The 22,227-nt window shown below is 54.6% G+C and carries 21 protein-coding genes; all 21 read right to left on the reverse strand.

Going from position 1 to position 22,227, the window contains the following annotated elements; translation table 11 throughout:
• Window positions 1–254: 254 nt before the first annotated feature.
• From IEY39_RS17685 to IEY39_RS17785, 21 genes are read right to left on the reverse strand one after another with little or no spacing between them, the layout of a single operon-like run.
• Window positions 255–998, reverse strand: coding sequence for a tyrosine-protein phosphatase (locus IEY39_RS17685; RefSeq protein ID WP_188934014.1), 744 nt, complete (start codon window positions 996–998; stop codon window positions 255–257).
• Between the two features lie 39 nt (window positions 999–1,037).
• A complete protein-coding gene (fcl, locus tag IEY39_RS17690) occupies window positions 1,038–1,961 on the reverse strand; it encodes a GDP-L-fucose synthase (RefSeq protein WP_188934016.1) in 924 nt (307 codons plus the stop codon).
• Window positions 1,962–1,964: 3 nt separating this feature from the next.
• Window positions 1,965–3,080, reverse strand: coding sequence for a GDP-mannose 4,6-dehydratase (gmd, locus tag IEY39_RS17695; protein ID WP_188934018.1), 1,116 nt, complete (start codon window positions 3,078–3,080; stop codon window positions 1,965–1,967).
• 34 nt (window positions 3,081–3,114) lie between these two features.
• Window positions 3,115–4,011, reverse strand: a complete 897-nt coding sequence (locus tag IEY39_RS17700; RefSeq protein WP_188934020.1) for an FkbM family methyltransferase — start codon at window positions 4,009–4,011, stop codon at window positions 3,115–3,117.
• A 19-nt stretch (window positions 4,012–4,030) separates the two neighbouring features.
• Window positions 4,031–4,777 (reverse strand): glycosyltransferase family 2 protein, encoded by a 747-nt coding sequence (locus IEY39_RS17705; protein ID WP_188934022.1) that lies wholly within the window; start codon window positions 4,775–4,777, stop codon window positions 4,031–4,033.
• Complete coding sequence (locus IEY39_RS17710) at window positions 4,774–5,337, reverse strand: WcaF family extracellular polysaccharide biosynthesis acetyltransferase (protein WP_188934023.1); 564 nt, start codon at window positions 5,335–5,337, stop codon at window positions 4,774–4,776. Before IEY39_RS17710 ends, IEY39_RS17705 begins: the two co-directional genes overlap by 4 nt.
• Window positions 5,334–6,482 (reverse strand): glycosyltransferase family 4 protein, encoded by a 1,149-nt coding sequence (locus IEY39_RS17715; protein WP_188934025.1) that lies wholly within the window; start codon window positions 6,480–6,482, stop codon window positions 5,334–5,336. Before IEY39_RS17715 ends, IEY39_RS17710 begins: the two co-directional genes overlap by 4 nt.
• The gene (gene asnB / locus IEY39_RS17720) at window positions 6,472–8,334 is read right to left on the reverse strand and encodes an asparagine synthase (glutamine-hydrolyzing) (protein WP_188934027.1); all 1,863 of its coding nucleotides are present in this window, start codon (window positions 8,332–8,334) and stop codon (window positions 6,472–6,474) included. The genes IEY39_RS17715 and asnB overlap by 11 nt, the downstream gene beginning before the upstream one ends.
• Window positions 8,335–8,340: 6 nt before the next feature.
• A complete protein-coding gene (locus IEY39_RS17725; protein WP_188934028.1) occupies window positions 8,341–9,354 on the reverse strand; it encodes a glycosyltransferase family 4 protein in 1,014 nt (337 codons plus the stop codon).
• 3 nt (window positions 9,355–9,357) lie between these two features.
• Entirely contained in the window at window positions 9,358–10,734 is a 1,377-nt protein-coding gene (locus IEY39_RS17730; RefSeq protein ID WP_188934030.1) for a hypothetical protein, read from the reverse strand.
• Complete coding sequence (locus tag IEY39_RS17735; protein WP_188934032.1) at window positions 10,727–11,839, reverse strand: glycosyltransferase family 4 protein; 1,113 nt, start codon at window positions 11,837–11,839, stop codon at window positions 10,727–10,729. Before IEY39_RS17735 ends, IEY39_RS17730 begins: the two co-directional genes overlap by 8 nt.
• A 3-nt stretch (window positions 11,840–11,842) precedes the next feature.
• Window positions 11,843–12,817, reverse strand: coding sequence for an NAD-dependent epimerase/dehydratase family protein (locus tag IEY39_RS17740; protein WP_188934034.1), 975 nt, complete (start codon window positions 12,815–12,817; stop codon window positions 11,843–11,845).
• Complete coding sequence (locus tag IEY39_RS17745) at window positions 12,810–14,057, reverse strand: glycosyltransferase (protein WP_188934036.1); 1,248 nt, start codon at window positions 14,055–14,057, stop codon at window positions 12,810–12,812. Before IEY39_RS17745 ends, IEY39_RS17740 begins: the two co-directional genes overlap by 8 nt.
• Window positions 14,058–14,061: 4 nt before the next feature.
• Entirely contained in the window at window positions 14,062–15,147 is a 1,086-nt protein-coding gene (locus IEY39_RS17750; RefSeq protein ID WP_188934038.1) for a glycosyltransferase, read from the reverse strand.
• A gap of 25 nt (window positions 15,148–15,172) precedes the next feature.
• Window positions 15,173–16,054 (reverse strand): FkbM family methyltransferase, encoded by an 882-nt coding sequence (locus IEY39_RS17755; RefSeq protein WP_188934040.1) that lies wholly within the window; start codon window positions 16,052–16,054, stop codon window positions 15,173–15,175.
• Window positions 16,055–16,057: 3 nt separating this feature from the next.
• A complete protein-coding gene (wecB, locus tag IEY39_RS17760) occupies window positions 16,058–17,182 on the reverse strand; it encodes a non-hydrolyzing UDP-N-acetylglucosamine 2-epimerase (RefSeq protein ID WP_188934042.1) in 1,125 nt (374 codons plus the stop codon).
• Between the two features lie 5 nt (window positions 17,183–17,187).
• Window positions 17,188–18,528 carry a glycosyltransferase gene (locus tag IEY39_RS17765; RefSeq protein WP_188934044.1) on the reverse strand — a complete coding sequence of 447 codons (1,341 nt, stop codon included), beginning with the start codon at window positions 18,526–18,528 and terminating at the stop codon, window positions 17,188–17,190.
• The gene (locus IEY39_RS17770) at window positions 18,525–19,550 is read right to left on the reverse strand and encodes a polysaccharide deacetylase family protein (RefSeq protein WP_188934046.1); all 1,026 of its coding nucleotides are present in this window, start codon (window positions 19,548–19,550) and stop codon (window positions 18,525–18,527) included. The genes IEY39_RS17765 and IEY39_RS17770 overlap by 4 nt, the downstream gene beginning before the upstream one ends.
• The gene (locus tag IEY39_RS17775) at window positions 19,547–20,503 is read right to left on the reverse strand and encodes a glycosyltransferase (RefSeq protein WP_188934048.1); all 957 of its coding nucleotides are present in this window, start codon (window positions 20,501–20,503) and stop codon (window positions 19,547–19,549) included. The genes IEY39_RS17770 and IEY39_RS17775 overlap by 4 nt, the downstream gene beginning before the upstream one ends.
• Before the next feature lie 24 nt (window positions 20,504–20,527).
• Entirely contained in the window at window positions 20,528–21,502 is a 975-nt protein-coding gene (locus tag IEY39_RS17780; RefSeq protein ID WP_188934050.1) for a glycosyltransferase family 2 protein, read from the reverse strand.
• 28 nt (window positions 21,503–21,530) lie between these two features.
• Complete coding sequence (locus tag IEY39_RS17785) at window positions 21,531–22,226, reverse strand: class I SAM-dependent methyltransferase (protein ID WP_188934052.1); 696 nt, start codon at window positions 22,224–22,226, stop codon at window positions 21,531–21,533.
• Window position 22,227 lies beyond the last annotated feature (1 nt).

Here is a 22,227-nt window from a genome sequence, read left to right on the forward strand (position 1 = left end):
GGGGCGGCGGGGCAAGCGGGGGCGGCGGGGCAAGCGGGGGCGGCGGGGCAAGCGGGGGCGGCGGGGCAAGCGGGGGCGGCGGGGCAAGCGGGGGCGGCGGGGCAAGCGGGGGCGGCGGGGCAAGGCAGATAGGCGGGGGCGGGGCGACGTGGGTGAGGGCGGGCCGGCTTGCGGAGGTGGCGGCGAGGGGGGCGGCGGCGAGGCGGGGCAAGCGGGGGGCGGGGGATGCGGAAGAGGGGCGGGCCTGGGCGGGATCAGAGCGTGGGATTGCGGATGAGGCCGGTATCCATCAGGCGGTTGACGGTGGAATGGAGGCGGGTGGAGGTCTCCAGCATGTGCAGATGCTTTTCGTGGTGGAGATCGGTGCCGAGGAGCTCGACATAGTTCTTTTTGACGAGATATTCGGCTAATTGCTGGGGCTCCCGCCCATAGTAGCCGCTGAAGGAGAGGAGGTTGAGTTGGAAGAGGCAGCCGGAGTCCCGCAACTGATCGTACCAGCCCTTATTGGCGCCAAAATACAGGTAGCGCTCGGGATGGGCCAGCACCGGCTGGTAGCCTTTGAGCTGTAATTGAAAAAGTATCTCTTTTAGATTTATCGCCGGTACGACAAAGGACAGTTCGACGAGTATGAGGTTGTCTTTCAGGGTCAGAAAAGGCTCTCCGGCGGCGAGGGCTCTTGTGAAGTGGTCGTCCATGAGGTGTTCGGCCGCGGCCCCGAATTCGACGTCGATATTCCTTTGTCGGAGCTGTTCGGTGACGGCGGCGGCCCCGGCCCGGATGACGGCAGGGGTGTTGGGGAAAACGTCGCCGTTGATATGCGGTGTAGTGATGATCTTCTTATAGCCCAGGGCGACCAATCCGCTGATGAGCCGGAGGGAGGTTTCCATATCCGGCGCACCGTCATCGATGCCGGGAATGAGATGGGAATGCACGTCGCAGGACAGGCCTTCCAGACTTCTGACAGCGTTGTTTGACTTCTTTTTAAAAATAGAGAACATGGGTCGTATTATGGTCTGGCCGACGGGTCTCCGGCCCGTCTAGTGTTCCTTGTAGCCGGCATACACCCGCCGCAGCCCCTCTTCAAGGCTGATAGCCGCCTTCCAGCCGAAGCTGTGCAGCTTGGAAACATCCATCAGCTTCCGTGGCGTACCATCCGGCTTGCTGAGGTCGTGATGGATCTCCCCGGTGTAGCCCACGATCTTTTTGATCAGCAGAGCCAATTCCCCGATCTCCAGGTCTTCCCCCGTGCCGATGTTAACCAGCCCGGGTTCGTTGTAATGCTGCATCAGGTAGAAGCAGGCATCCGCCAGGTCGTCTGCATGGAGGAATTCCCTGCGGGGTTTGCCCGAACCCCATAACGTCACAGCCGGTGCATTGTTCACCTTTGCCTCGTGAAATTTGCGGATGAGGGCGGGCAGCACATGGGAAGTATTCAGATCGTAGTTGTCATTCGGACCATAGAGATTGGTCGGCATCACCGAGATAAAATTGCAGCCATACTGCGAGCGATAGGCGTCGCAGAGTTTGATGCCCGCGATCTTGGCGATGGCATAAGGCTCATTGGTCTCTTCCAGCAGCCCTGTCAGCAGGTACTCTTCCTTCAACGGCTGGGGCGCTAATTTGGGATAGATGCAGGAAGAACCCAAAAACATCAGTTTTTTTACGCCCGACCGGTAGGCCGCATCGATCGTATTGCTTTCGATCATGAGGTTATCGTAGAGGAATTCGCCGCGGTAGGTGTTATTGGCCAGGATACCGCCGACTTTTGCGGCCGCGAGGAAAACATGGTCGGGCCGCTCTTTGTCGAAGAAGGCCTGCACCGCGGCCTGGTTCTTCAGGTCGAGTTCAGCCGAAGTCCGGGTGATGAGATTGGTAAAACCTTCCTTTTGCAGTTTTCGCGTCAAAGCCGAGCCGACCATGCCGCGATGGCCGGCGATGTAGATCTTATCTGTTGGTTGCATTGTTTATTCGTACTGGTTCTTGATATGAAATCCGGAATCTTTCAATACCCTTTCTTTACGGAAGAGCTGGACATCGGCATCCACCATCTCCTTCACCAGCATGGGCAGGTCGCAGGTTGGCTTCCAGCCGAGTTTTTGCTGCGCCTTGGTGGGGTCGCCGATGAGCAGGTCTACCTCCGTCGGGCGGTAGTAACGGGCGTCTACTGCCACGACCTCCCTGCCCGGCTCGACGATGAAGTCCGGGTTGTTGGAAGCCGCCACTACCGCTACCTCTTTGTCGGCCTTTCCTTTGAATTCGAGTTCGACGCCGATCTCGGCAAAGGCCATGCGCACGAATTCGCGTACAGGTGTAGTAATGCCAGTAGCAATTACGTAATCCTCCGGTTCGGGTTGTTGAAGAATAAGCCACATGGCTTCTACGTAATCACGTGCATGTCCCCAGTCGCGTCGCGCATCCAGGTTGCCGAGGTAAATCTTTTCCTGCAGTCCAAGGCCGATCTTAGCTACTCCGCGGGTGATCTTCCGGGTTACGAAGGTTTCGCCGCGCAACGGTGATTCATGGTTGAAGAGGATGCCGTTGGTGGCGTACATCTTATATGCTTCACGGTAGTTGACGGTGATCCAGTAGGCGTACAACTTGGCAACGGCATAGGGGCTGCGGGGGTAGAAGGGCGTCTTTTCGCTTTGTGGTACGGCCTGCACCAGGCCATATAATTCCGATGTCGAAGCCTGGTAGATCTTTGTCTTCTTTGTCATGCCCAGGAGCCGCACCGCTTCCAGGATGCGCAGGGTGCCGATGCCGTCGGCGTTGGCGGTGTATTCCGGCTCTTCGAAGCTGACATGCACATGGCTCATGGCGGCTAAATTATAGATCTCGTCCGGTTGTGTCTCCTGGATGATGCGGATGAGATTGGTGGAGTCCGTAAGATCGCCATAGTGCAGCGTAAAATGGACATTGGATTCATGCGGATCCTGGTAAAGATGATCGATCCTGTCCGTGTTAAAAAGAGAGCTCCTTCTCTTGATGCCATGGACGATATATCCTTTTTTCAGGAGTAATTCCGAGAGATAGGCGCCATCCTGACCCGTGACGCCGGTGATTAAAGCAACTTTGGGCATGGTTGATGAAATTGTTTTAAGAACGTGCCTTTATTTACACATTGACATTTAATACTCTGTATTTTCTTGCCGCCTTGACCCGACCTTCGACCCACTCCACATCCCTGATGTAGATGGTATTGTCCGGGCCGTAATAGTCCGGCTCTTTTTTCAATTGCCGCGAGAAGGGTTCATACCTGTAAGGAACGAATCCATAAGTGACGAGCAAGGCATGGATCGTCTTCTCATCATACCCATAGCGGTGGCCGCTGCCATTCAGCTCGATGATCAGGGCCTTCAGGGAAGGCGAGGCCAGGAGCGATTTTGCACCATTAAGTGCGGGCCACTCATAGCCTTCCACATCCATCTTAAACAGCACCGGTTGGCGTCCCTGCAATAGCTGGTCCAGGGTTTCCACGGGGACTTCCACTATCCCGGCGCCATCGATCTGCTCATGAGCCGTAAGAACATGGTTTACGCTGTCCATCGATGCCGTAAAACGAAGCGTCCCGGCCGCATCTCCCACCCCATATCGCTTCAGCTCTACACTTCCCTGCACCTCATTGGCATCCACATTGCGTTGCAGTTTTGCAAAAGTGGAAGGGATGGGCTCGAACGATACGACGGCTGCCCCTACGTTCTTCGCAGCGAGTATGGTATAGGCGCCCACATTGGCTCCGATGTCCACAAAGGTATCCCCTGCACGCAATACATGCAGCAGAAAACCCATATCGTTGAACTCCTGCAAACCCGTATAAATATTTCCCGTTGCGCCCGCCATTCCTCTTTCGACGATCAATACGCTGCTTTCGACAAAGGTAACTTTTTCCGGCCTGGGGCGCAGTCTCTGCCTGATCTGCCAGGACAGGAATCTGCTATAGGCCAGTAACCGGTTCTTTGAAGCAAGGGGGTGATACCCGATGAACTTCAGAATTTTGACAAGCGATCGCATCGGTAAGTCAGATTTAGGGTTACCTAATAAAGAATTGTGTTATTTTTCGAAAGGGTTTCATATATAAGGTAAAGAAAAAAGGTTTCAGCTGATTCATTTTCCAGGCAAGGCGGTCTTCCTTGTTAGCCCGGAGACGATTGACCAGGGAAGCATTGCTCATGCCCCCCGCCCGCATCTTGACGATGAACCGGGGGATGTAATAAGCGGGCATTTTCCATTTCAGCAGCACGCGTAGCATCAGCTCGTAATCGGCGGCCGATCGAAGCGTTAGATTGAACAGCCCGGCCTGCTCGTAAACGGCTCTTCGGACGAAAAAAGTCGGGTGGGGCGGCATCCAGCCGTAGTAGAAATTCTTTCTTTTGAAAGGGCCCGACCGCCAGCTGCGCTTCACTCTTTGCAGATTGGCGGCATCGACATACTGCAGGTCGGCATATACCGTCATCACGGCGGGATCGGCAAAGGCTGCTGCAACTTCGCTGAGGACAGAGCCGTCGATATAGACATCGTCGGAATTGAGGATGCCGATGACTTCCCCGGTGGCGGCGGCGATGCCCTTGTTCATGGCGTCATAGATGCCCTTGTCTTTCTCCGAAATGAGCCGGGCCACATGAGGAAAATCGCCCACGATGGCAAGGGTGCTATCGGTGGAAGCGCCATCGACAACAATATGCTCGACATCGGTGTGGTGCTGCCCGCTGACGGATAGCAAGGTATCCCTGACAGTAGCCGCGCTGTTATAGGTGGCCGTGATGATGGATATCTTCATTTCGTAATATTTCTTTCCCGCACCTTGCCGGCGGGATTCCCCTGGTAGATGGTGTAGGGTTCAAGATTGCCGGTCGCCACCGAGCCGGCTGCGAGTACTGCATGGGACCCGCAGGTCACACCCGGGCAGACGATTGCTTTGGCACCGATCCATACGCCGTCTTCCAATACGATGTCTTTTACGATGAGATCGAAGGTCTGGCTGGTATAGTCATGATTACCGGTGAGCAGGAAGGCGCCCTGGGAAAGACAGGCATTTTTGCCGATGCGGACGGGGCCGAGATTATCGATCCAGACGCGTTCGCCCACCCAGGCATGGTCGCCGATGCTGAGCTTCCAGGGATATTTGATATTGATACCCGGCTTCAGGACGACACCTGTTCCGATCTCCGCGCCGAAAAGCCGGAGCAGGCGCTTTTTCACCCCCGAAGAAGAATTCAGCGAATTGATGAAAAAGAGGCTGTTTGTAAGATACCACAGTATCTGTTTCGCTTTCGATGCGCCGATCTGCTGTTTGTACCAGTCATTATTGTAACGATCGTTGGCTACTTGCAGGGTCATGAGAACAATAATGTTTTATAGTCTTCTTTCAGGTCGCCAGCCTCCTGCATCGTCCGTGCATAGTTGTAGGCCGACCGGGACCACTCATCATATACGGATTGATCCATAGCCGCATAGAATTGCAGCGCCTGCCGGAAGGCGGACCTATCGAGCGGCAGGTCGTGTCCGGCCTTTTTCGGCTCCAGTTGCAGCCAGGGCGTCTTATTGCTGATGAGCACGGGTTTCCCCGCCATCATCGCTTCGAAGATCGCATGGCCGAAATTCTCGCCAAGGGTTGGCAGGACGAAGATATGATGCTGTTGCAATACCTGCGTAACCTCTACATGGGGTACGGCACCTTCATAGCTGACCCGGACGCTTGCCGGCAGGGTGGCGATTGCCGCCTGGCATTGCTGCCAGTAGTCCTGGTCCTCCAGATCGCCCCGCAAGGTTAGCAGAAGGGAGGTATCCGCCGGCCAATCCCGCAGCACGTCGAGCAGGAACAGCAGGTTCTTTTTTGCGGCCAGCCGCGAGATGAATACACAACAGAGCGTGCCCACCGATTTCGGGATGGGACGCCATTCCACAGGGCCGGTCTGGGTAAAATTGGGGAGGACGACCACTCTTCCCGCGGGAAAATAGCGCTGAATATCTTTCTGCTCCTGCTCGTCGGTCGCCTGGAAGGTAAGCCGGCGGGTGACGCCCGTGGTCTTGAGGAGGCCGAGAAATAATTTCTTCTTTGCCGGTTTGAAGTGCATGGCGCCCTGGTGCAGCATGCCCCGGGGAGCGAGCACCCACTCGCCAGGCAGCCTGCCCGACCATTTGACCAAGAGGGGAAGGATCGTAAAATTCCAGCTGTACATGCTGTTGAGATAGACATAATCCGGGGCGATCTCCCGTACCAGCCGGCCGATCTGGCCGGCTGTGAGTTTGCCGGGGCCGGCATACCATACCTGCAGATCGGGACCTCGTTTCATCCAGGCATCGGGCTCGATAGCAGGATAGGGCGTGCTATCACCCAGGTCGCGGTCGGAGGTGAGGATAAAGATGCTGAAGCTATCCTGCATCACCGTAGCGAAATTGGTACAGGACCGTACGGGTCCACCGGCTTTATAGCCGGGTTCATACCAATCAGTGAACAGCAATATCTTTTTTTTATTCGACATGATTTTTTTCGAGCCAATATTCCAATACCACGAAAAGCCAGATCTCCGTCCACCGGATATCCTGGTCGCCTTTCAGAAAATCCTGCCAGTAGCCGATGAGCTGATCACCGTGGATAAATGGGCGGGTAGCCATATTCCGGATATAGCCATCGCAGAAGCTATACAAATCCTTTCGCAGCCAGGTATTCCAGGGAAATACGAATCCCTGTTTTTTGCGAAAAACGATCTCGTCCGGCAGGAGGGGTTTCAGCGATTCCACGAGAAGGCTCTTCGGATAGGTGGGCTTTTTGTACTCGTCGGGGATAGCCAGAACATATTCTACTAAATCCTGGTCGAAGAAGGGTTCTCTGACCTCCAGCGACACGGCCATGCTCATCTGATCGGTATCTTTCAGCAGGGTGTGTTGGGTATAGCCCAGGTATTCGGCTGCCGACACCTGGCTGAGCAGGGGAAAATGCTTCAGGCTGGCCTTTTTTGCCATCAGTTGTTGGTGCATAGCCGTATCAAGGGCGCCATTCCCAAGCGACGTGATGGCACCGATGCGGGCCGGAGTGAGTATCTGGCGGAACACGGGATAGAAGTCGGCGATACCAGCCGATGGCGCCCGTAGCAGCTGCCGGATACGATCTTGCTTTCCTGTCCTATGGGGGAGCAAGGAAGTGGGTCCTTTCCGTAAGCCGGCCGGAATACCCCACCAGAAGCCATATTTTCTCAGCTGCAGATAGCTGTTGAAAAAGGGATAGCCGGCGAAGAGTTCGTCACCGCCTACTCCGGACAGGGCTACCCGCATCCCTTGCCGGGCGATGGCCTTGGACACAACATAGGTATTGATGCCGTCGCCACTGGGGATGTCCATAGCATCAAGGCCTGCCTGCAGCTCGTCCAGGAAGACTGTCGGCTTCAGCAGGATAGTGGTATGGTTGGTGCGGAATTTTTTCGCCACGATGTCGGCATAGGGTGATTCATCGTATTCTTTTTCCTCGAAGGAGATGGTAAAGGTATTTGGTGTCGCGTCTGAGGCTTCCGCCATCAACGCCACCACTGCACTGGAGTCGATGCCCCCGGACAGGAAGGCACCCACGGGCACATCGCTCACCAACCGCCGCCTCACCGACTGCAGCATCAGCTCCCTGATCTTGCCCTTTATCCTGCCCGGATCGGTGATGTCGAAACCATTCCTTGCCGCCGTGACATCCCAGTAGACCTCCCTGGTTACGACGCCATTCTTTATCTTCATCCAGGAACCGGCTTCCAACTGCCGGATACCTTCAATGATCGAATGCGGATACCCGATAGACTGGTAGCTGAAGTAATCCGCCAGAGCCGCGAGATCGGCTTTTCTTTTTACATAGCCGCTGGCCAGGATACTCCGCACTTCCGATGCAAAGACGCAGCGTTGGTCGTCGATATAATAATAGAGGGGCTTCACTCCCATCCTATCGCGAGCGATGAATAATTCCCTTTCCTGTCTGTCCCAGATGGCGAGCGCGAAGAAGCCCCGGAGCAGCTGCAGGCAGGCCGGCCCTAGTTTGGTATAGGCGGCGAGCAAAACTTCGGTGTCGCTGCTCGTGTGGAAAGCATAACCGGACAGGCCGGCCTTCACCTCCTGATAGTTATATATCTCTCCGTTGAATACCATGACATACCGGCCCGAATTATCTATAAAAGGCTGGTTAGCGGCCGTGGAGAGATCGATGATGGAAAGCCGAAGGTGGCCGAGGGAAGCAGGACCTTCCGTGAAAAAACCGGTTGCATCGGGGCCACGGTGACACATGGCGTCCGTCATCAGCCGGGTTGCGCGCTCCTCGGCAGGAGAAGATCGAAAATTAAGGATACCAGCGATTCCGCACATATTGGTCTATGCTTTAGAGCCGCCGGAGGCGGCTTGTCCGTTCAATTGTTGATAACAGGAATAATATTGATGAGCGATGGTAGCCGCGTCGAACCGGGTCACATTCCGGAACCCTGCTTCCACCAGCTGCTCGCGATAGTCCCTATCGCGGATGACCCGGAGCACGCCCGAGCGAATGGAGTCGATAGAAAACGGATCAACCAGGCAGGCGGACCCATCGGCGATCTCCTGCATAGGACTCAGACTGCTGGTGATCACCGGCCGGCCGGCTTTCTGTCCCTCGATGATCGGCAGCCCGAAACCCTCGAAGGTGGAGGGAAACAGCACCAGGTCAGCATCCGCATAGCAGGCGGCCAGTTCCTGATCGGAGAGATGGGCGCTCTGCCGGTAATCAATGCGGTGTTGTTGCAGCAACTCTTTTTCGGGTGGTGGAAGCACTCCAACAACATGCAACTGACAATCGATGCCCTCCAGCGCGGGGATGACCCGGCGCAGGTTCTTGTTTGGCGTGATGCCGAGGAAAAGAATGACGGGGCGGTCTTCCCGGAAAGGCCGGGGAAGGTATTCGATGGACTGGCTCACCGGGTTGGGTATGACTACCACCTTATCCGGCGGGCAGCCGGTGAATTTCAGGATATCCTGGCGGGTGGCCTCGGAGATGGTGGTGACCAGTTTGCAGCGGCGAACGGGTGCGTCGAGGAACAGGTATTTGAGGACACGCCGTTTGAGGCCGCTGTTCTGGTAGAGGAAGACGCAGTCGTGAACGGTAAGCAGGGTCCGGCGTCCGGGCAGGCCTAATACGACATAATGGATGTCCCCGGTGACGTGGAAGATATCGGAATGGTTTCGCCTGCTGAACCGGAAAGCGGCCAGGACATTCCGCAGGGATACGCCAAGTCGCGGGACGATGAATGTTTCGATATCCGCTTCCTTGCGCAAGTCGTCTTCCAGCCGCGAAAAAACACGTTCTACACTAAAGAAATGGGGGTTTTTGTGTCGGTACACCAGGGTGACGCGCATAATTTATAACCTAACGTGGAAGATGCGGTAATACAGCCAGGAAAAAATGGTCATGAATATCAGACTTGTAACGATGGACCCTACGGTGGTGAGGATATCCGTTTCCACCACCACTGCATAAAAGAACAGGAAGGGGATCCAGCAGAGAATGGAAGGCCGCTTCTCACTGCGTCGCAGCAGATATGTCAATACGCCGTTGAAGAACAGCCCGTAAAAGAACATGAAGATGATGGCGCCCTGCCGGCCGAAATTGGCATATGCTTCCCCAATCGGGCCGATGTTCTCACTGTAACCACGCAGATAGAAGCCCCAGAAACGCATCAGATTGTATTTCCCGCCCGCTTCGGGCTTATCGGGCCAGAGAAACCGGGGGATGAAGGCCGCCAGTACGGATGTCGCGATAGTCTCGCCATGTGCATATTCATGCCTGGCGGGAACCATATACATGGTTTCGGCGATGAGCCATCCCTGATTCATCCGAACGGCCGTAAAGTAGAGCCGGTCTTTTTGAAGCAGGACCGAGGGGTTGGTAGCGGCCTCAGCTACGAGATCCCAGAACACCCCGACGCTTCCATTCGTTTCACCATGGCTCCAGGTCTCCTGACGGTAGGTCTTTTTTACGTTCTGAATAAGGAAAATGCAAATAAACCCAAAAAGACAGACGCTCAGCTTCACGCCAAAAGAGATCTTTTTCAGATAGAGCGCGATGAGGATATAAAAGAGGGCTACGAGGAATACGAGTTCGCCGAACAAACCCGCAATGATCGAATTTATCGCCAGCAGGCCTAGCACGGCCAGCAGGATCTTGTTCTTATGCTTGTGTTCTGAAAAAAAGATATAGAACACGCCCACATAGGAAAGTTGCTGCAGCAGGTTAACCGGCCGGTTCAGCGAGGCCGGTACCACCCGGTAGAGGACGCCGGCAGCAAAGCTGATGCCGATGAGGATGAAGCCGATCCTGGCCTTGCCTTTGAAAAAAGCCTGGAGTTTAGCCTTGTAGGCCTGCGGGTCCTGGTTGATCTGGAGTTTTGCCAGTGGTAGCTTAAACCCGATGATCATGCTGATGGTGCCTGGAAAAGCAAAGGAAAAATAGTCATCCGCGGGAATCGGCATATAGTGGCGGAAGATAAAGGCGAGGTGGTCTTGCTTTGTATACACCTGGTAAAAGATCACCGGCATGACGAGCCAGGTGAACAGCGCCAGAATGACCGCGATATCCAGCACCACGACCCTCTTTCCGACATTGTCCAGGAAGTCCAGGAAAAAGTACGCCAGCAAACCGATGGAGCAGGACTCATAGAATCCCAGTCCCGTGACATAACTATAGTACAGGAAAAAGACCAGGCCTACTACAACAAAAGCGATGCGGTTGTTATTCATTCTCTGCTGTAATCGATGCTTCAATGGCGGAAGCTATCCGATCGAACGACCATTGCCGGATCAAACTGACCGATTCGGCGCCCATTTGTCTGCCGATGGCCGGATCTCCGAGGAAGGGCTGCATTTTGGCCGTCAGATCGTCGACGTTCCCTGCCTCAAAGATAAACCCATTTTTGCCCGGAATCACCAGATCGGGAGCGCATCCGCAGCGATCGCTGACCAGGACGGGCCGCTCGCAGGCCATGGCCTCGTTGACGGCCAGGCCCCAGGTCTCCGTTTGAGAGGGCAGGCAGAAGACCTCACCCAGCCGGTAGACTATGGGCATGGAAGATTGATTCTGGAAAGGCAAGAATAGAATTCGCTCATCTCCGGCGGCCTCCTGCTTCAAGGTCTCTTCCAATACTCCGCTGCCTACGATGAGCAGTATTGCCTTTTTTGGGTCAAGCCGGCGAAAAGCCCTGATCAGGGTCAACGGGTCTTTCTCGGGTTGCAGTTTTGCCACGAAAAGAAAAACGAAGGTCGCGGGGTCGATGCCGAGGTCTCTTCGCCATTCGGCGGCCTTCCGGCTATAGTCCCCCTCCGGATCATAAAAACGCTGGTTGTCTATCGCATGAGGTGCGAACTCCAACTGATGCGGCTTTAATCCATACTCAATGTAATACTGTTTGTTATTGATGCCGACATACAGGGCCTTGTCGACATACCGGTAAACCCGGCGGAGCACCGTCTTCCGGGCGATCTTTCGCCATCCCGGAAGTTCATCTAGCAGGGTGGAATCGCCCCGAAAAAGCACCGTCTTCCTTTTCGAAAAATGCCACATCGCCTTCATATGAACCCAATGATTCCAGCCGATGACCAAAATGGCATCCGCTCCCCATTCTTCGATGGCTTTGTTCAGACCTGCAGCAACAAAAGCATACTCATACCCCTCCAGAAGCGGAATATCCCACTTAACAGTCTGGCCGAAGTCCTTATCGAAGTCCGTCTTCCCCTGCGGGATAGTATAGTAGACCTTTACGTGGATATTACCGCGCCGGCTCAGGAGGTTGAACATCGGGGCATAATACTGTATCGGGTGGGTTGTTATGATAGCCAGTCGTTTCATATCCTAAAGGGTCGTCTTATACCAGTCCATTGTCAGTTCGATGCCTTTCTGCATGCCTACGCGGGGTGTCCAGCCGAGACGTTGATGTATCTTCTCGATATCGATCATCCGGCGCCGGATATTGTCGATATCCCTTTCCTGCACATTTACTACTGTGCAGCCAGGTACATAGTTGGAAATGAGCTGTACGAGCTTGTTGACGGAAGTCTCGACACTGGTGCCCACATTGAACACATCGCCATAGGCCATGGGGTGCACGGCCGAGAGAATGGTTGCATCCACGGCATCGGAAATAAAGGTATAGTCGCGTGTCTGTTCGCCGTCCCCGAAGATGGAGAGGGGCTGGCCGGTAAGGGCGTTGTGCACGAATTTCCCCAATACTCCGCAATAGGGGTTACGGGGAGACTGGCCGAAGCCATATACATTCGAATACCGCACGACGGAGATGGGAATATTATAATTGCGATTATAGATGAGCGTATAATGCTCTCCCAGCAGCTTGGTGGCGGCATAATTGCTCAATACGCGGGTGGGGTCGTTCTCGCCGACCGGCAGGCGCGAAGAACTGCCATACACCGAACAGGAAGAGGTGTATACGAATCGTTCGAGTGCAGGATGTTCCTGATGCCGGAGGTGTTCGAGTATCTGCAGTGTGCTCTGGGCGTTCACCTGCATGTCGAGAATCGGGTTGGAGCCGGAAGCGGCTATCTGGATACAGGCAAGATGAAAGATATACTGGGTATCCCGCAAAAGGGGGAAGAGCTTCTCCGAGTCCAGGACGCTGATCTTTTGGAAGTCCACCTTATCCCGGACTTCCTTTATCGAAACCTCACTGCTATTGGTGCAGTCGTCGACGACCGTTACCTGGCAGTCATAGTCATTGACGAGGCTTTTCACAAGGTTGTGACCGACGAATCCCAATCCGCCGGTTACTACGACTCTTTTTCCTTTTATTTTATCATAATGCCTTTTAATCATGCGTGATCGTTTTAAATGTATTGGCGAAAGTTTTTGTCATGGCATCTGCGGTATATTGTGCCAGCACGGGATGCGCCGTATCGATGGGCTGGAACTTATCCTTTCCGTCGATAGCCCGCAGTATCGCCGTGGCCAGCTCTTCTATCTTTTCGGGCGTACCCAGCTCCTGTGGCAGGAAGCCCAATCTATAAGGATAGTTGAGTTCTTCCAGGAAGCTGAAGGGAAAGGATTCCCGGTGGACAAAAGCAAAAAAAGGCTGACCCGAGGCCGCCAGTCCCATCAGCTTGGAAGCGGCATAATATGGCGTGGTATCACCGAAGAGGAGTTGGATATCGGCGCCCAGGCTAAGCTCGAGCGCTTCCCTATATCCCACGCGCAGGGGATTTTCGGTGACGATGGGGGAAAGCCCGTGTTTCCCGATCTGTTCTTGCAGCACCGGCCTTGCCAGCTCTTTTGGTGCATAGCTGGTGCCGGTGAAGAGCACACTGAGGGGGTGACGCTGATGCACCAGCTTGAGCGCCTGCAGCAGCGTATCCGTCACGGGGAGCATAGCTTCCGAGATGGCGCCGGTATACCGGATGTTTACGGGTGCGCCTATTGCTTTTTTGATGGTGATCGAACCGAAATCGGAGGCTTCTACTCCATAGGGGACGGCAACCAACTGCCGTTTTTTGATAGCCGGATGACGGATGGCAAGGTCGTCCAGGATACCCTGGGACACGGCGAATATGGCGCTGCTTCTTTTCACCACAAAACCCTCCAGCCTGCGGGCTATCCACTGGCTCAGCCTGGCCTTTCGGTTACGGGGATCGACCTTGTATATCCAGGGGTCGATAAGATCGATGGCATAGGGGACGCCCGTCAGCCATTTGACAAAGGGCGCCATCACCATGATGTACCAGGGCGGAACGGGATAAAGGATCAAAGCCGGCTTTCTGCGCCGGGCTTGTTTCAGCAAGGAAAAGAACAGGAAGACGAACATCCGCAGGCCAAGATCGCCGATGCCGAATTTCCTGGTCTTGCGGCCGTCGAGACAGCCGGTTTGTATCTGCTCGTATCTGTCGCCGGCGATCTCCAGCATCCAGGGATCGGTGATCCCATCCATTCGCGCCGGGTCGACCGTAAAGATGACGGGATGCCAATCATGATCTTCCAGGTGTCTTACCAATAGTCGCACGCGTTGCGAAGGAGGCAGAGCGGATGGTGGGAAAAAGGGTGCGGCGATAAAAACCGTTCTCATGTTGCTACTGGTAGATATATTTTATTTGTGCAGCAAGGTCTTCCATTGATGGGCCATTAACCGCTATCAGCCTCGTCTGTTCGGCCCAATGTCGCACCTGGGTGGCATCGGGAGCCACGCGAAGCAGTACGCCCGCCATTTCTTCCGGGGTGTCGGCGACAAGCAGGGCGCCTTCTTTCCAGCGATAGCCCCGCATACCGGCGGTAGTGGAAAGGATGGGAACGCCCCAGCTGATGGCGCGGGCCAGTTTGGTCGAGGCGCCGGTGGAATACCACCAGACGGGATTGAGGAAGATCGACCAGGTGGCAACTTCTTTCTCGAGGCCGGCGTCTGATAACTCTCCCAGGTATTCGATAAAGGGATAGCGCTTTTGCAGATCGCGGCCGAAGGACTCCGGCGCGCCGACAAGACGGAAGGAAACAGATCGATGCACTTCCGGCTTGATTTGGTCGAGAAGCAGAGATATCCCTTGCAGGTTGGGGGGATGGTCGAGCCGGCCTACGAAACCCACCCTGCCGGGCACCGGATCATGCGGAAGGAATTCAGCATACAGCCTTCGGGGTAGAAAGCTGGTCTTTTTTGCTCCAAACCAGTTCTCGATCTGCTTCTCGGTCTCGGAGAGGGCCACAACCCCGTCCAGGTAACGGACACGGTGCCCCGATTCGGTGGCGATGAGCATCCCCAGCCGTATCTTGTCGAGCATCCGCCGGATGGCCGAAGGGCGGCCCAGCGGCTTGGTGAGGAGGTGCAAAAAATCCCCGGAGTGATTGCCATGAGAAAGCAGGACGATCTTTACCCGGGGGCCAAAGGCTTCGCGGATGGGTCGTGCATACCTTACCATGGAAGACATATTCATGAATACGATGTCGATGCCGTTCTTTTGGATATGTTCCAACAGCGCCGGTGCATCTTTTTTGACATCGTACATCGAGTAATTCTCCATCCCCATTTTGATAAGCAATCGCTGAGAGATCTTGCGGGTATAGGGAACAAAATAATCCGATAGGTTGATGTCAGGTATCTGCTCTATTATATGATGGAATTCCTGGGAGCACAATTGCACGCCCCCCGTCACCTCGGATCGTAACAATTCCGGGTGTGTTAAGAATATTGCCTTATGCATGGTCCTGTTGCTCGTGGATTTTTACGTCTGTTCTACCGGCCAGCTGATCAGCCAGCTCTTCCGGAAGGACCATGTAGTCGCAGTTGCTGATCTCGGAATGAATACCGATGGCCCCTTTGATGGGGGCAAAATAAGCCAGTTGCCCTTCGTTGCTCTTTACGATGCGGAAGAAGCGATAATGATGTTTCCGGAAGAGTTCTTCGATGCCTTCCTGGCTTTGCAGCCGGTGTGTGTTTTCCGGAGTATACACCGGAAGTATCTCCAGCAGGATGGCGGGTCTCTTTTCCCGGATCAAGGGTTCGATTCCTTGCAATACGTTGAGTTCAAAGCCCTCTACATCGATCTTCACGATGCCGGTATCCGGCGGTATGACGTCCGCGATGACCCCGTAATCGACGACCTGAACCGCTTTCTGGTGGGTGATCTTTTTGCCGGGGCGGAAGTTCTCATTTAAGGAAGCGGAGCTGTCGGTGAGGGATTCATCGTAAAAGTTCAATTTCAATATTTCGGTTTTGTTGGAGACACCGACGGGGATGACAACGGCATGGGGAAACCGGTTCTTCCGGATCAGCTCTTCCACATAGCTGACGCAATCCGGGTTAGGCTCAAAACCTACATAGTTTGCGGTGCTATCGACCGTTTTTAGTTTTATCAGCGACTGGCCGATATTGGTGCCGATGTCCACAAAGCTTCCGCCATGCAGAGAGCGCACTATCCTGATGACCTCGATCATCCAGATCTCGCTCATATGCAGGTTGTCGGCGCCCATCCCGCGCAGGATGGGAATAGCGAACATTTTTCCGTCGAGCTGTAGTTTGCCCGTAAGATTTACATATGGCAACAGCCTGGCCTTTCTCAATACTCTAACTAACATATTTTATACAGTCTTGGGTTGTAAAATCACGGCCTGCCGGATGGTATCGAGGATGCGCCGGCTCACGGAATCATCCCATAAGGGGATATCCTTGCGGGGGCTTTGCCGGAGACCGGCGATATGCTCTTCGATCTTTTCGAGATAGTTCTCCTCGAAAATGCTCATCATTTTATTCGTCCCCAACTCTACTGTAACCGGTCGTTCGGTATTCTTCCTAAAAGTCACGCAAGGTATCCGGAGGAAGCTGGTCTCTTCCTGGACTCCACCCGAATCGGTGATGACCAGGCTGGCATTGGACACAAGGCGGAGGAATTCAAAATAGCTCATCGGTTGCGTGATGAGGATGTTATGGTCATCCACAAGCCGCTGGAAAAGGCCGTGTTGCTCGAGCCGCGCCTTCGTACGGGGATGCACCGGGAACACCACCGGCTGGGTTTTGGAATAGCTTTGGAGGATGTCTGCCATGCGGTGCAACGTAGTGGGATTATCGACATTCTCGGGTCGGTGGAAAGTCGCCACGACCGGCTTTTTCTCATAAAACGAAAGGATATCACCCTTAAGCGGAATGGATTCCCAATGGGGCCGGGTTCGCAGCAGGCATTCGATCATGATATTGCCCACCATGAATACCTTATTGCGGGGAAATCCCTCGTGTTCGAGGTTCTTGATCCCGCTGGGTTCGGATACCATCAGATAGTCGCTGATATGATCGGTGATGACCCGGTTGATCTCTTCCGGCATGTCACGATCGAAGCTACGCAGACCGGCTTCCACGTGCATGACGGGGATCCTGGATTGGGAGCCGACGATGGCGCCCGCCGCCGTTGCATTGACATCCCCGAACACGACCACGAGGTTGAATGCTTCTTTCCGGATGATCTCGTTGATGCCCAAAATGGTCTTGCCGATGGTGTCGACCACGCCGTCTCCTTTTATGTTCAGCTGAAAATCGGGCGAAGGCAGTTCGAGGTTCTGCCAGAAGATATCGGACATGTTGAAGTCGAAATGCTGACCGGTATGGCAGATGTAGGGCCGAATATCCGGTGCTTCGTTCTTAATGCGATGGTAGAGTGGCGCCAGTTTTATAAAGTTTGGTCTTGTACCGGCTATCAGTAAGAGCTTCATCATGGAGTTTATGAGTGTTTATGAGTATTTTTTATGATCCCGGCTAATCGGGCGGTCAATTCCCGGCGGGAAAGCGTGGCCAGGAAATCCTGGTTGGGGCATAGTTGCGTATTGCCTTCAAAAAGATCGGCCAACAGCCGGGCGGAGCCGGCTGCATCGTCGGGGTCGCAAAGCAAGGCAGTACCGGCCTCCTGCAGCAGGTCTTTTTGGGCGCCTTCACAGGCAAAGGCGATGACGGGCCGTTGCATCTGCAGATATTCAAAGGTCTTGCCGGCAATGCTATAGTCTCTTCCGCCCAGCTGTTTGGCAGAAGTGATCAGCAGGGCATCGCATTCCTGCTGGAACAACAACGACTGCCGGTGTGGGATCTCCCCGATGAGGGTAACCTGGTTCTCCAGGCCAAAAGACCGGATCATCTCGTCGAGCCAGGCAGGTTTCTTTCCGGCGAACTTTACGGTAATGCGCTGCCCCAGGGATGGGTTCTGGCGATTCAGCTGCTGCAGGGCCTTAAAAAAGAAATAAGGCGACCGGTAGAGCCAGTCCTGTTTCTGCGGGATATACTGCAACATCCGGTGGCCTTTTTTTCGCCACCAGGGTTGTAGCATCTGTGTCCGCGCTTCGGGGGTGAAATAAAAGCTGCCCACGTAGCCGACGGTGTAGGTCTTCTTGCCGGGATCGATCGGTTGCCAAGGCAAGAGTTCTCCATTATATCCGTTGGGAATATAATGGAACCGGGAAGCCGGTATCCGTGGATGCAATCGTTTGAAGTCATCCAGGGTCTGGACGGATGTAGCGATAATAGCATCCGCGGCGGAAAGGTATCGTTCTTCCAGCTGCAGGGTTCGCCAGTAGTGCAGGATGGTGCCATAGGGAACTGTTCGCCATTGCGACCAGGCGTCACGGAAGTCGAGCACCAGCGGCAAGGCATATTTTTCCGCTACTTTCTTTGCGAGGGGCAGGACGCTAAAAGGCGGAACCGTCACAAAAATGGCTTTGGGAGCATATTGGCGTACCGCCTCGTCAACGGCCGAGTAAAAGCTCTCTTCCCATTGGTCGGTCTCATTACCGTGAATAGAAAAATAGATGGTGGTGAACTCCTGCCAGCGGGATGGAGGCGCCGCCTTGCCGGCGCCTACCGGGATGATCGAGGCGTTGTCACGGATGTCCGCGGCGAGGGACTCGTCGACGCTATAGGTGTCGAACACGTGTTCATACGTCGAAGGGTCGAGCGTGATCACGACGGGGTTGATACCGTATTGCGGCAGATATTTTACAAAAGAAAGCGGCCTGTATACGCCGCCCCTGTTGAGGGGCGGAAACTCAAAAGCTATGAACAGAATGTTGGTCATGGTTGAAGGCCTTGTCGAAAATCAGTTTCCACGGCTTTATCTTTTTTCAGCGTACGGAATAAGCGCTCTACCAGCTTAAAGTCGTAGGGGGTCAGCATCTTCGGATGCGAAATAAATTGATAATACGATATGCGCCTCATCGCTTTGCGGAATTTTCTCAACCGGTAGGGGTTCAGCCGCTCGAAGGAAGCGGGAAGCCTCACCAGTCCGTTCGGGGCCAGGGCATCGCCCTCTTTGCTGATGGTGGAGCTTACGGTGGTGCCTGGCAGGGGGGTGATCTTCCCCATGCGATGGAGCAAGCCGCTGAACTTAAAGTCCAGCCACCGCTGGCGGCGGGTCATGGGTAGGCAGGAGATGGTCCACTCCCTGAATGGTCCCTGTTCGTCTTCTCTACAGACATCCTTGTCAAAGCGATAGACGGGTATCGCAGGGACGTGGCGAAAGTCGAAGGAATGCGCATCCGAGTAAAGGTATTTGCCCGGGATAACGCTCCATTCGTGGACGATGCCATGCCGGAGGAAGAGGGGCCTGAAATCCTCGAAGGGCTGGATAGACCAGCCACCGGCCCTGTAGGCATCCAGCCTGTAATCCGGCAGAACGCTCGCGGCCAGCCGCCCGAGGGTTTGCACGGAATGGTCGAACAGCCGCTGGCGCTGCTCTGCAGAAATGGAAGACAATGCGTAATAACGGGTATCCTTCAGCGACCACTCGTTCGATTCGGGGAGATAGACGGCATCCAGCCAGTGCGGGTGGAGATGCGGAAAAATGTAATGGCCCTGCCGGACCATGGTCTTCAGCTGGTCGCGTATCGCTTCCAGGTCGGCGGCGGCGGCGGGATGTCGAGCCGCTACTTCCTCCAGCCGAAGCAGGTAGGTGGTATCGACAAAGAAGATGGCTTTGAATCCAAAACGGCCGAAGAGCCCGAGCAGCTTGTCGGTAGGTGACAGGATACAGTGAGCAGGGGTCCCGCTGCGTTCGCCAAGGAAAAGCTCATAGTCGAAGGTGAACAGGACCAGCTTCATACCGCGCCTCCCTTATTTTGCAGCAGGCCTGCCGCCTGCCTGTCCTGCCGCCTTGTGCGGGCGATGCGGGGTAACAAGACTGTTACGACAAGCAGCGAACGAAAATATAAATAGAACAGCCGCAGCTGTCCCCGCAGCAAATGATCGAACATGCTGCTAAGGGTGGCGATGAAAATGCTGTAATAGGCGCGGAAGCTGTTCCCTGAAGGGTCCTTCAGGCGGAGGATCTTGACGGAAACCAGTTGCGATTTGAGGATCGAGCTCCGTTGTTCGGTCTCATTCGTATGGGAATGCCGGTGGTAAAAGATCGCATCCCGGGTGACCAGTACGATCTTCCCGCCTGCCGCGTGTATTCGCTGGCAAAGCTCTTCGTCCTCATAGTACATATGAAAAAGGGGGTCGAAGAAATATGCATAGGGATAATTCCCGTTGCGCAGGCTAAAGGCGAAGCAGGCGCCGGAGATACGCTGCAATGGATAGTGGTCCGCCGTATGGCCATGCAGCAGGCCGGTGAAGAAGGCCGGGGCCTGGCTGAGATAATATTTGATAAAGAAGTCTTCTACTTCGTCATCCGTATACGTCTTCAGCAGGGGGGCGGTGATGACGATGCTTTTATCTTCCCGGAAAGGAACAAGCAGGCCCCTTATCAGCCCGTCGGAGAGATACCCGTCCTGGTTGACCACCAGGATATAGTCGAAGCCGGCTTTTTTGCATCGTTCGAATCCGGCATTACAGGCCTTTCCATAGCCGATGCCCGGTCGTTCGCGGATGATCTCGACGGGGACGGAACCTTTCCGGGCAATCTCCAGCGGGGGGCCCTCCGGGCTGTTATCCACGATGAAGAGCGTGACGTGGAGGCCGGCGGCAGCCTTTTCGACACTTGCTATCAGCCTGTCAAGATATTCATGTCCATTATAGAAGGGTACGACAATGCCTATTTTTTCGTGATCCATTTTCTTTTATTGTGCCGGATCGGCTCATTGTGTGAACAGGTCTTTGAGGGAAACATCATTGATCCTCAGCAGCCACCATTTGAGCAGGCGCCCCTTCCGGGCAGGCCAGGACATCGATCGGAGATAATCGTGCCTCCGCTGCCGGTAGTCTCTTTCGATCGTCTGGTCTACAGGCCAGGCGAAGCTGCAGTGCAGCTGCAATCGCTTCATAAATTGATATGCGGAAAGATACCGGGTAAAATATGCTGCTTTGCTCAGTTCGGGGAAATGCTCTTCGCCATAAACGATGCTGTCTTCGAAGGGGTCTTTTTCTCCAGCCAGGCCTACTTGCTGGGCGGCATGGATCCGGTAGCGGATCAGCGGCTCGTCGAGATAGCCCATGCTTCCAGCGGCCATCAGCCTGAAACCGATGTAGCCATCATGCCAGAGCCGGCGGTGCAATTGCAGCCGGAAGGGAAGGATGCGGGGAAGGGCGGTGCGTTTTATCGCCATGGTCGCCCCGGTGATAATATTGCCAAGAAGAATGCTCCAATAGAACAATCGTTCTTTATCGAAATTCTTGCGCAGGCCGGCGGAAAAAAAGGTGTTGTCCAGCAGCGTGCCCGGCATAGGCACACCCTTCTCGTCGATGAGCCGGGCGTTTGTAAACACCGCCTCGCAACTTTTCTCCGTCTCCAGGTAGTGTACCAGCCGTTGGATCTTCTCCTTCTCCCAGATATCGTCCTGGTCGGAAAGGAAGATCACCTCTTTGGTACAAAGCCCTATCGCTTTTTCGAAGTTGGCGGGTGCGCGTAAGGTATGGCTATTCCGGTGTATCTGCCAATCGATGCCGGGGTGGGCGGCAGCATATTCATGAACGATCGTCAGCGTCGCATCGGTAGAACCGTCGTCACAGACAACGATCTCGCCCGGAAGGATGGTCTGTTCCAAAAAGGAATCCAATTGCTGCCGGAGATATCTTTCGCCATTATAGGTGCAAAGCGCAATGCTGACGGTCATGGAAATTATCGTTTCCGGACAAGATCAATTATTTTTTCCGGGCAAAAACGTGGATGCCATAGTTGAGCAGCTCGGAAGACTCCTGGTCCTTTTTGCTGAGACGTTGCAGTACCCACAGGCTGCCTTTTAGCCAGACCTTGTCAAGCAGGGTCAGCTTTGTACCGGCATACCGGCTGGCCATGGTGTTGACCCGGCGTACTTCCTGCGCCAGGTATTCGAAATAATTGCCATTGCATTCCAGGTCGGTGATCCCGAAGCCGTAGTCCGGCAGATGCTTCTCATAGAAAAAGCGGTTGAAGCCGGTGTAAAAATGATAGGGCGCGAAATGGGTAAGGCTGCAAAAAGGGGCCGTGATGAGCAGATAGCCGCCCGGCCTTACCAGCCGGCTGAATTCCTTCAGTGCGCCGATGGGGTCGGGGATATGTTCGAACACTTCGGTGCACATGATCGCATCCACCGAATGATCAGGCAGGGGAATGGCCGTGATATCCGACTGGATATCCAATTTGGAATTGTCCCATACGCCAGTCTGGAGTCCCACATCCCCCGTACCATCGTACTGGCCGAAGTCCTGCGCGATATATTTCAGGTGGGCGCAATAGGGTTTGTAGGTGGATTCGCCTGCTCCTGCATCCAGCAGCGTCAGGCCTTCAGGGATCCTGGCCAGCGTAGTGCGGATCCATTCCTGGCGGACGGGTTGATTGGTCGTTCCAACGGTGAACATA

It is taken from the genome of Puia dinghuensis (genome assembly GCF_014642875.1).
Classification (GTDB): domain Bacteria; phylum Bacteroidota; class Bacteroidia; order Chitinophagales; family Chitinophagaceae; genus Puia; species Puia dinghuensis.

Coding starts and splice junctions, on each gene's coding strand:
- IEY39_RS17700 (WP_188934020.1), bottom strand. CDS start 4,011: ATGCGATCGCTTGTCAAAATTCTGAAGTTCATCGGGTATCACCCCCTT.
- IEY39_RS17685 (WP_188934014.1), bottom strand. CDS start 998: ATGTTCTCTATTTTTAAAAAGAAGTCAAACAACGCTGTCAGAAGTCTG.
- IEY39_RS17725 (WP_188934028.1), bottom strand. CDS start 9,354: ATGCGCGTCACCCTGGTGTACCGACACAAAAACCCCCATTTCTTTAGT.
- IEY39_RS17735 (WP_188934032.1), bottom strand. CDS start 11,839: ATGAAACGACTGGCTATCATAACAACCCACCCGATACAGTATTATGCC.
- IEY39_RS17745 (WP_188934036.1), bottom strand. CDS start 14,057: ATGAGAACGGTTTTTATCGCCGCACCCTTTTTCCCACCATCCGCTCTG.
- IEY39_RS17780 (WP_188934050.1), bottom strand. CDS start 21,502: ATGACCGTCAGCATTGCGCTTTGCACCTATAATGGCGAAAGATATCTC.
- IEY39_RS17740 (WP_188934034.1), bottom strand. CDS start 12,817: ATGATTAAAAGGCATTATGATAAAATAAAAGGAAAAAGAGTCGTAGTA.
- IEY39_RS17785 (WP_188934052.1), bottom strand. CDS start 22,226: ATGTTCACCGTTGGAACGACCAATCAACCCGTCCGCCAGGAATGGATC.
- asnB (WP_188934027.1), bottom strand. CDS start 8,334: ATGTGCGGAATCGCTGGTATCCTTAATTTTCGATCTTCTCCTGCCGAG.
- IEY39_RS17715 (WP_188934025.1), bottom strand. CDS start 6,482: ATGTCGAATAAAAAAAAGATATTGCTGTTCACTGATTGGTATGAACCC.
- IEY39_RS17705 (WP_188934022.1), bottom strand. CDS start 4,777: ATGAAGATATCCATCATCACGGCCACCTATAACAGCGCGGCTACTGTC.
- IEY39_RS17770 (WP_188934046.1), bottom strand. CDS start 19,550: ATGAAGCTGGTCCTGTTCACCTTCGACTATGAGCTTTTCCTTGGCGAA.
- wecB (WP_188934042.1), bottom strand. CDS start 17,182: ATGATGAAGCTCTTACTGATAGCCGGTACAAGACCAAACTTTATAAAA.
- IEY39_RS17710 (WP_188934023.1), bottom strand. CDS start 5,337: ATGACCCTGCAAGTAGCCAACGATCGTTACAATAATGACTGGTACAAA.
- gmd (WP_188934018.1), bottom strand. CDS start 3,080: ATGCCCAAAGTTGCTTTAATCACCGGCGTCACGGGTCAGGATGGCGCC.
- fcl (WP_188934016.1), bottom strand. CDS start 1,961: ATGCAACCAACAGATAAGATCTACATCGCCGGCCATCGCGGCATGGTC.
- IEY39_RS17730 (WP_188934030.1), bottom strand. CDS start 10,734: ATGAATAACAACCGCATCGCTTTTGTTGTAGTAGGCCTGGTCTTTTTC.
- IEY39_RS17755 (WP_188934040.1), bottom strand. CDS start 16,054: ATGTTAGTTAGAGTATTGAGAAAGGCCAGGCTGTTGCCATATGTAAAT.
- IEY39_RS17775 (WP_188934048.1), bottom strand. CDS start 20,503: ATGGATCACGAAAAAATAGGCATTGTCGTACCCTTCTATAATGGACAT.
- IEY39_RS17765 (WP_188934044.1), bottom strand. CDS start 18,528: ATGACCAACATTCTGTTCATAGCTTTTGAGTTTCCGCCCCTCAACAGG.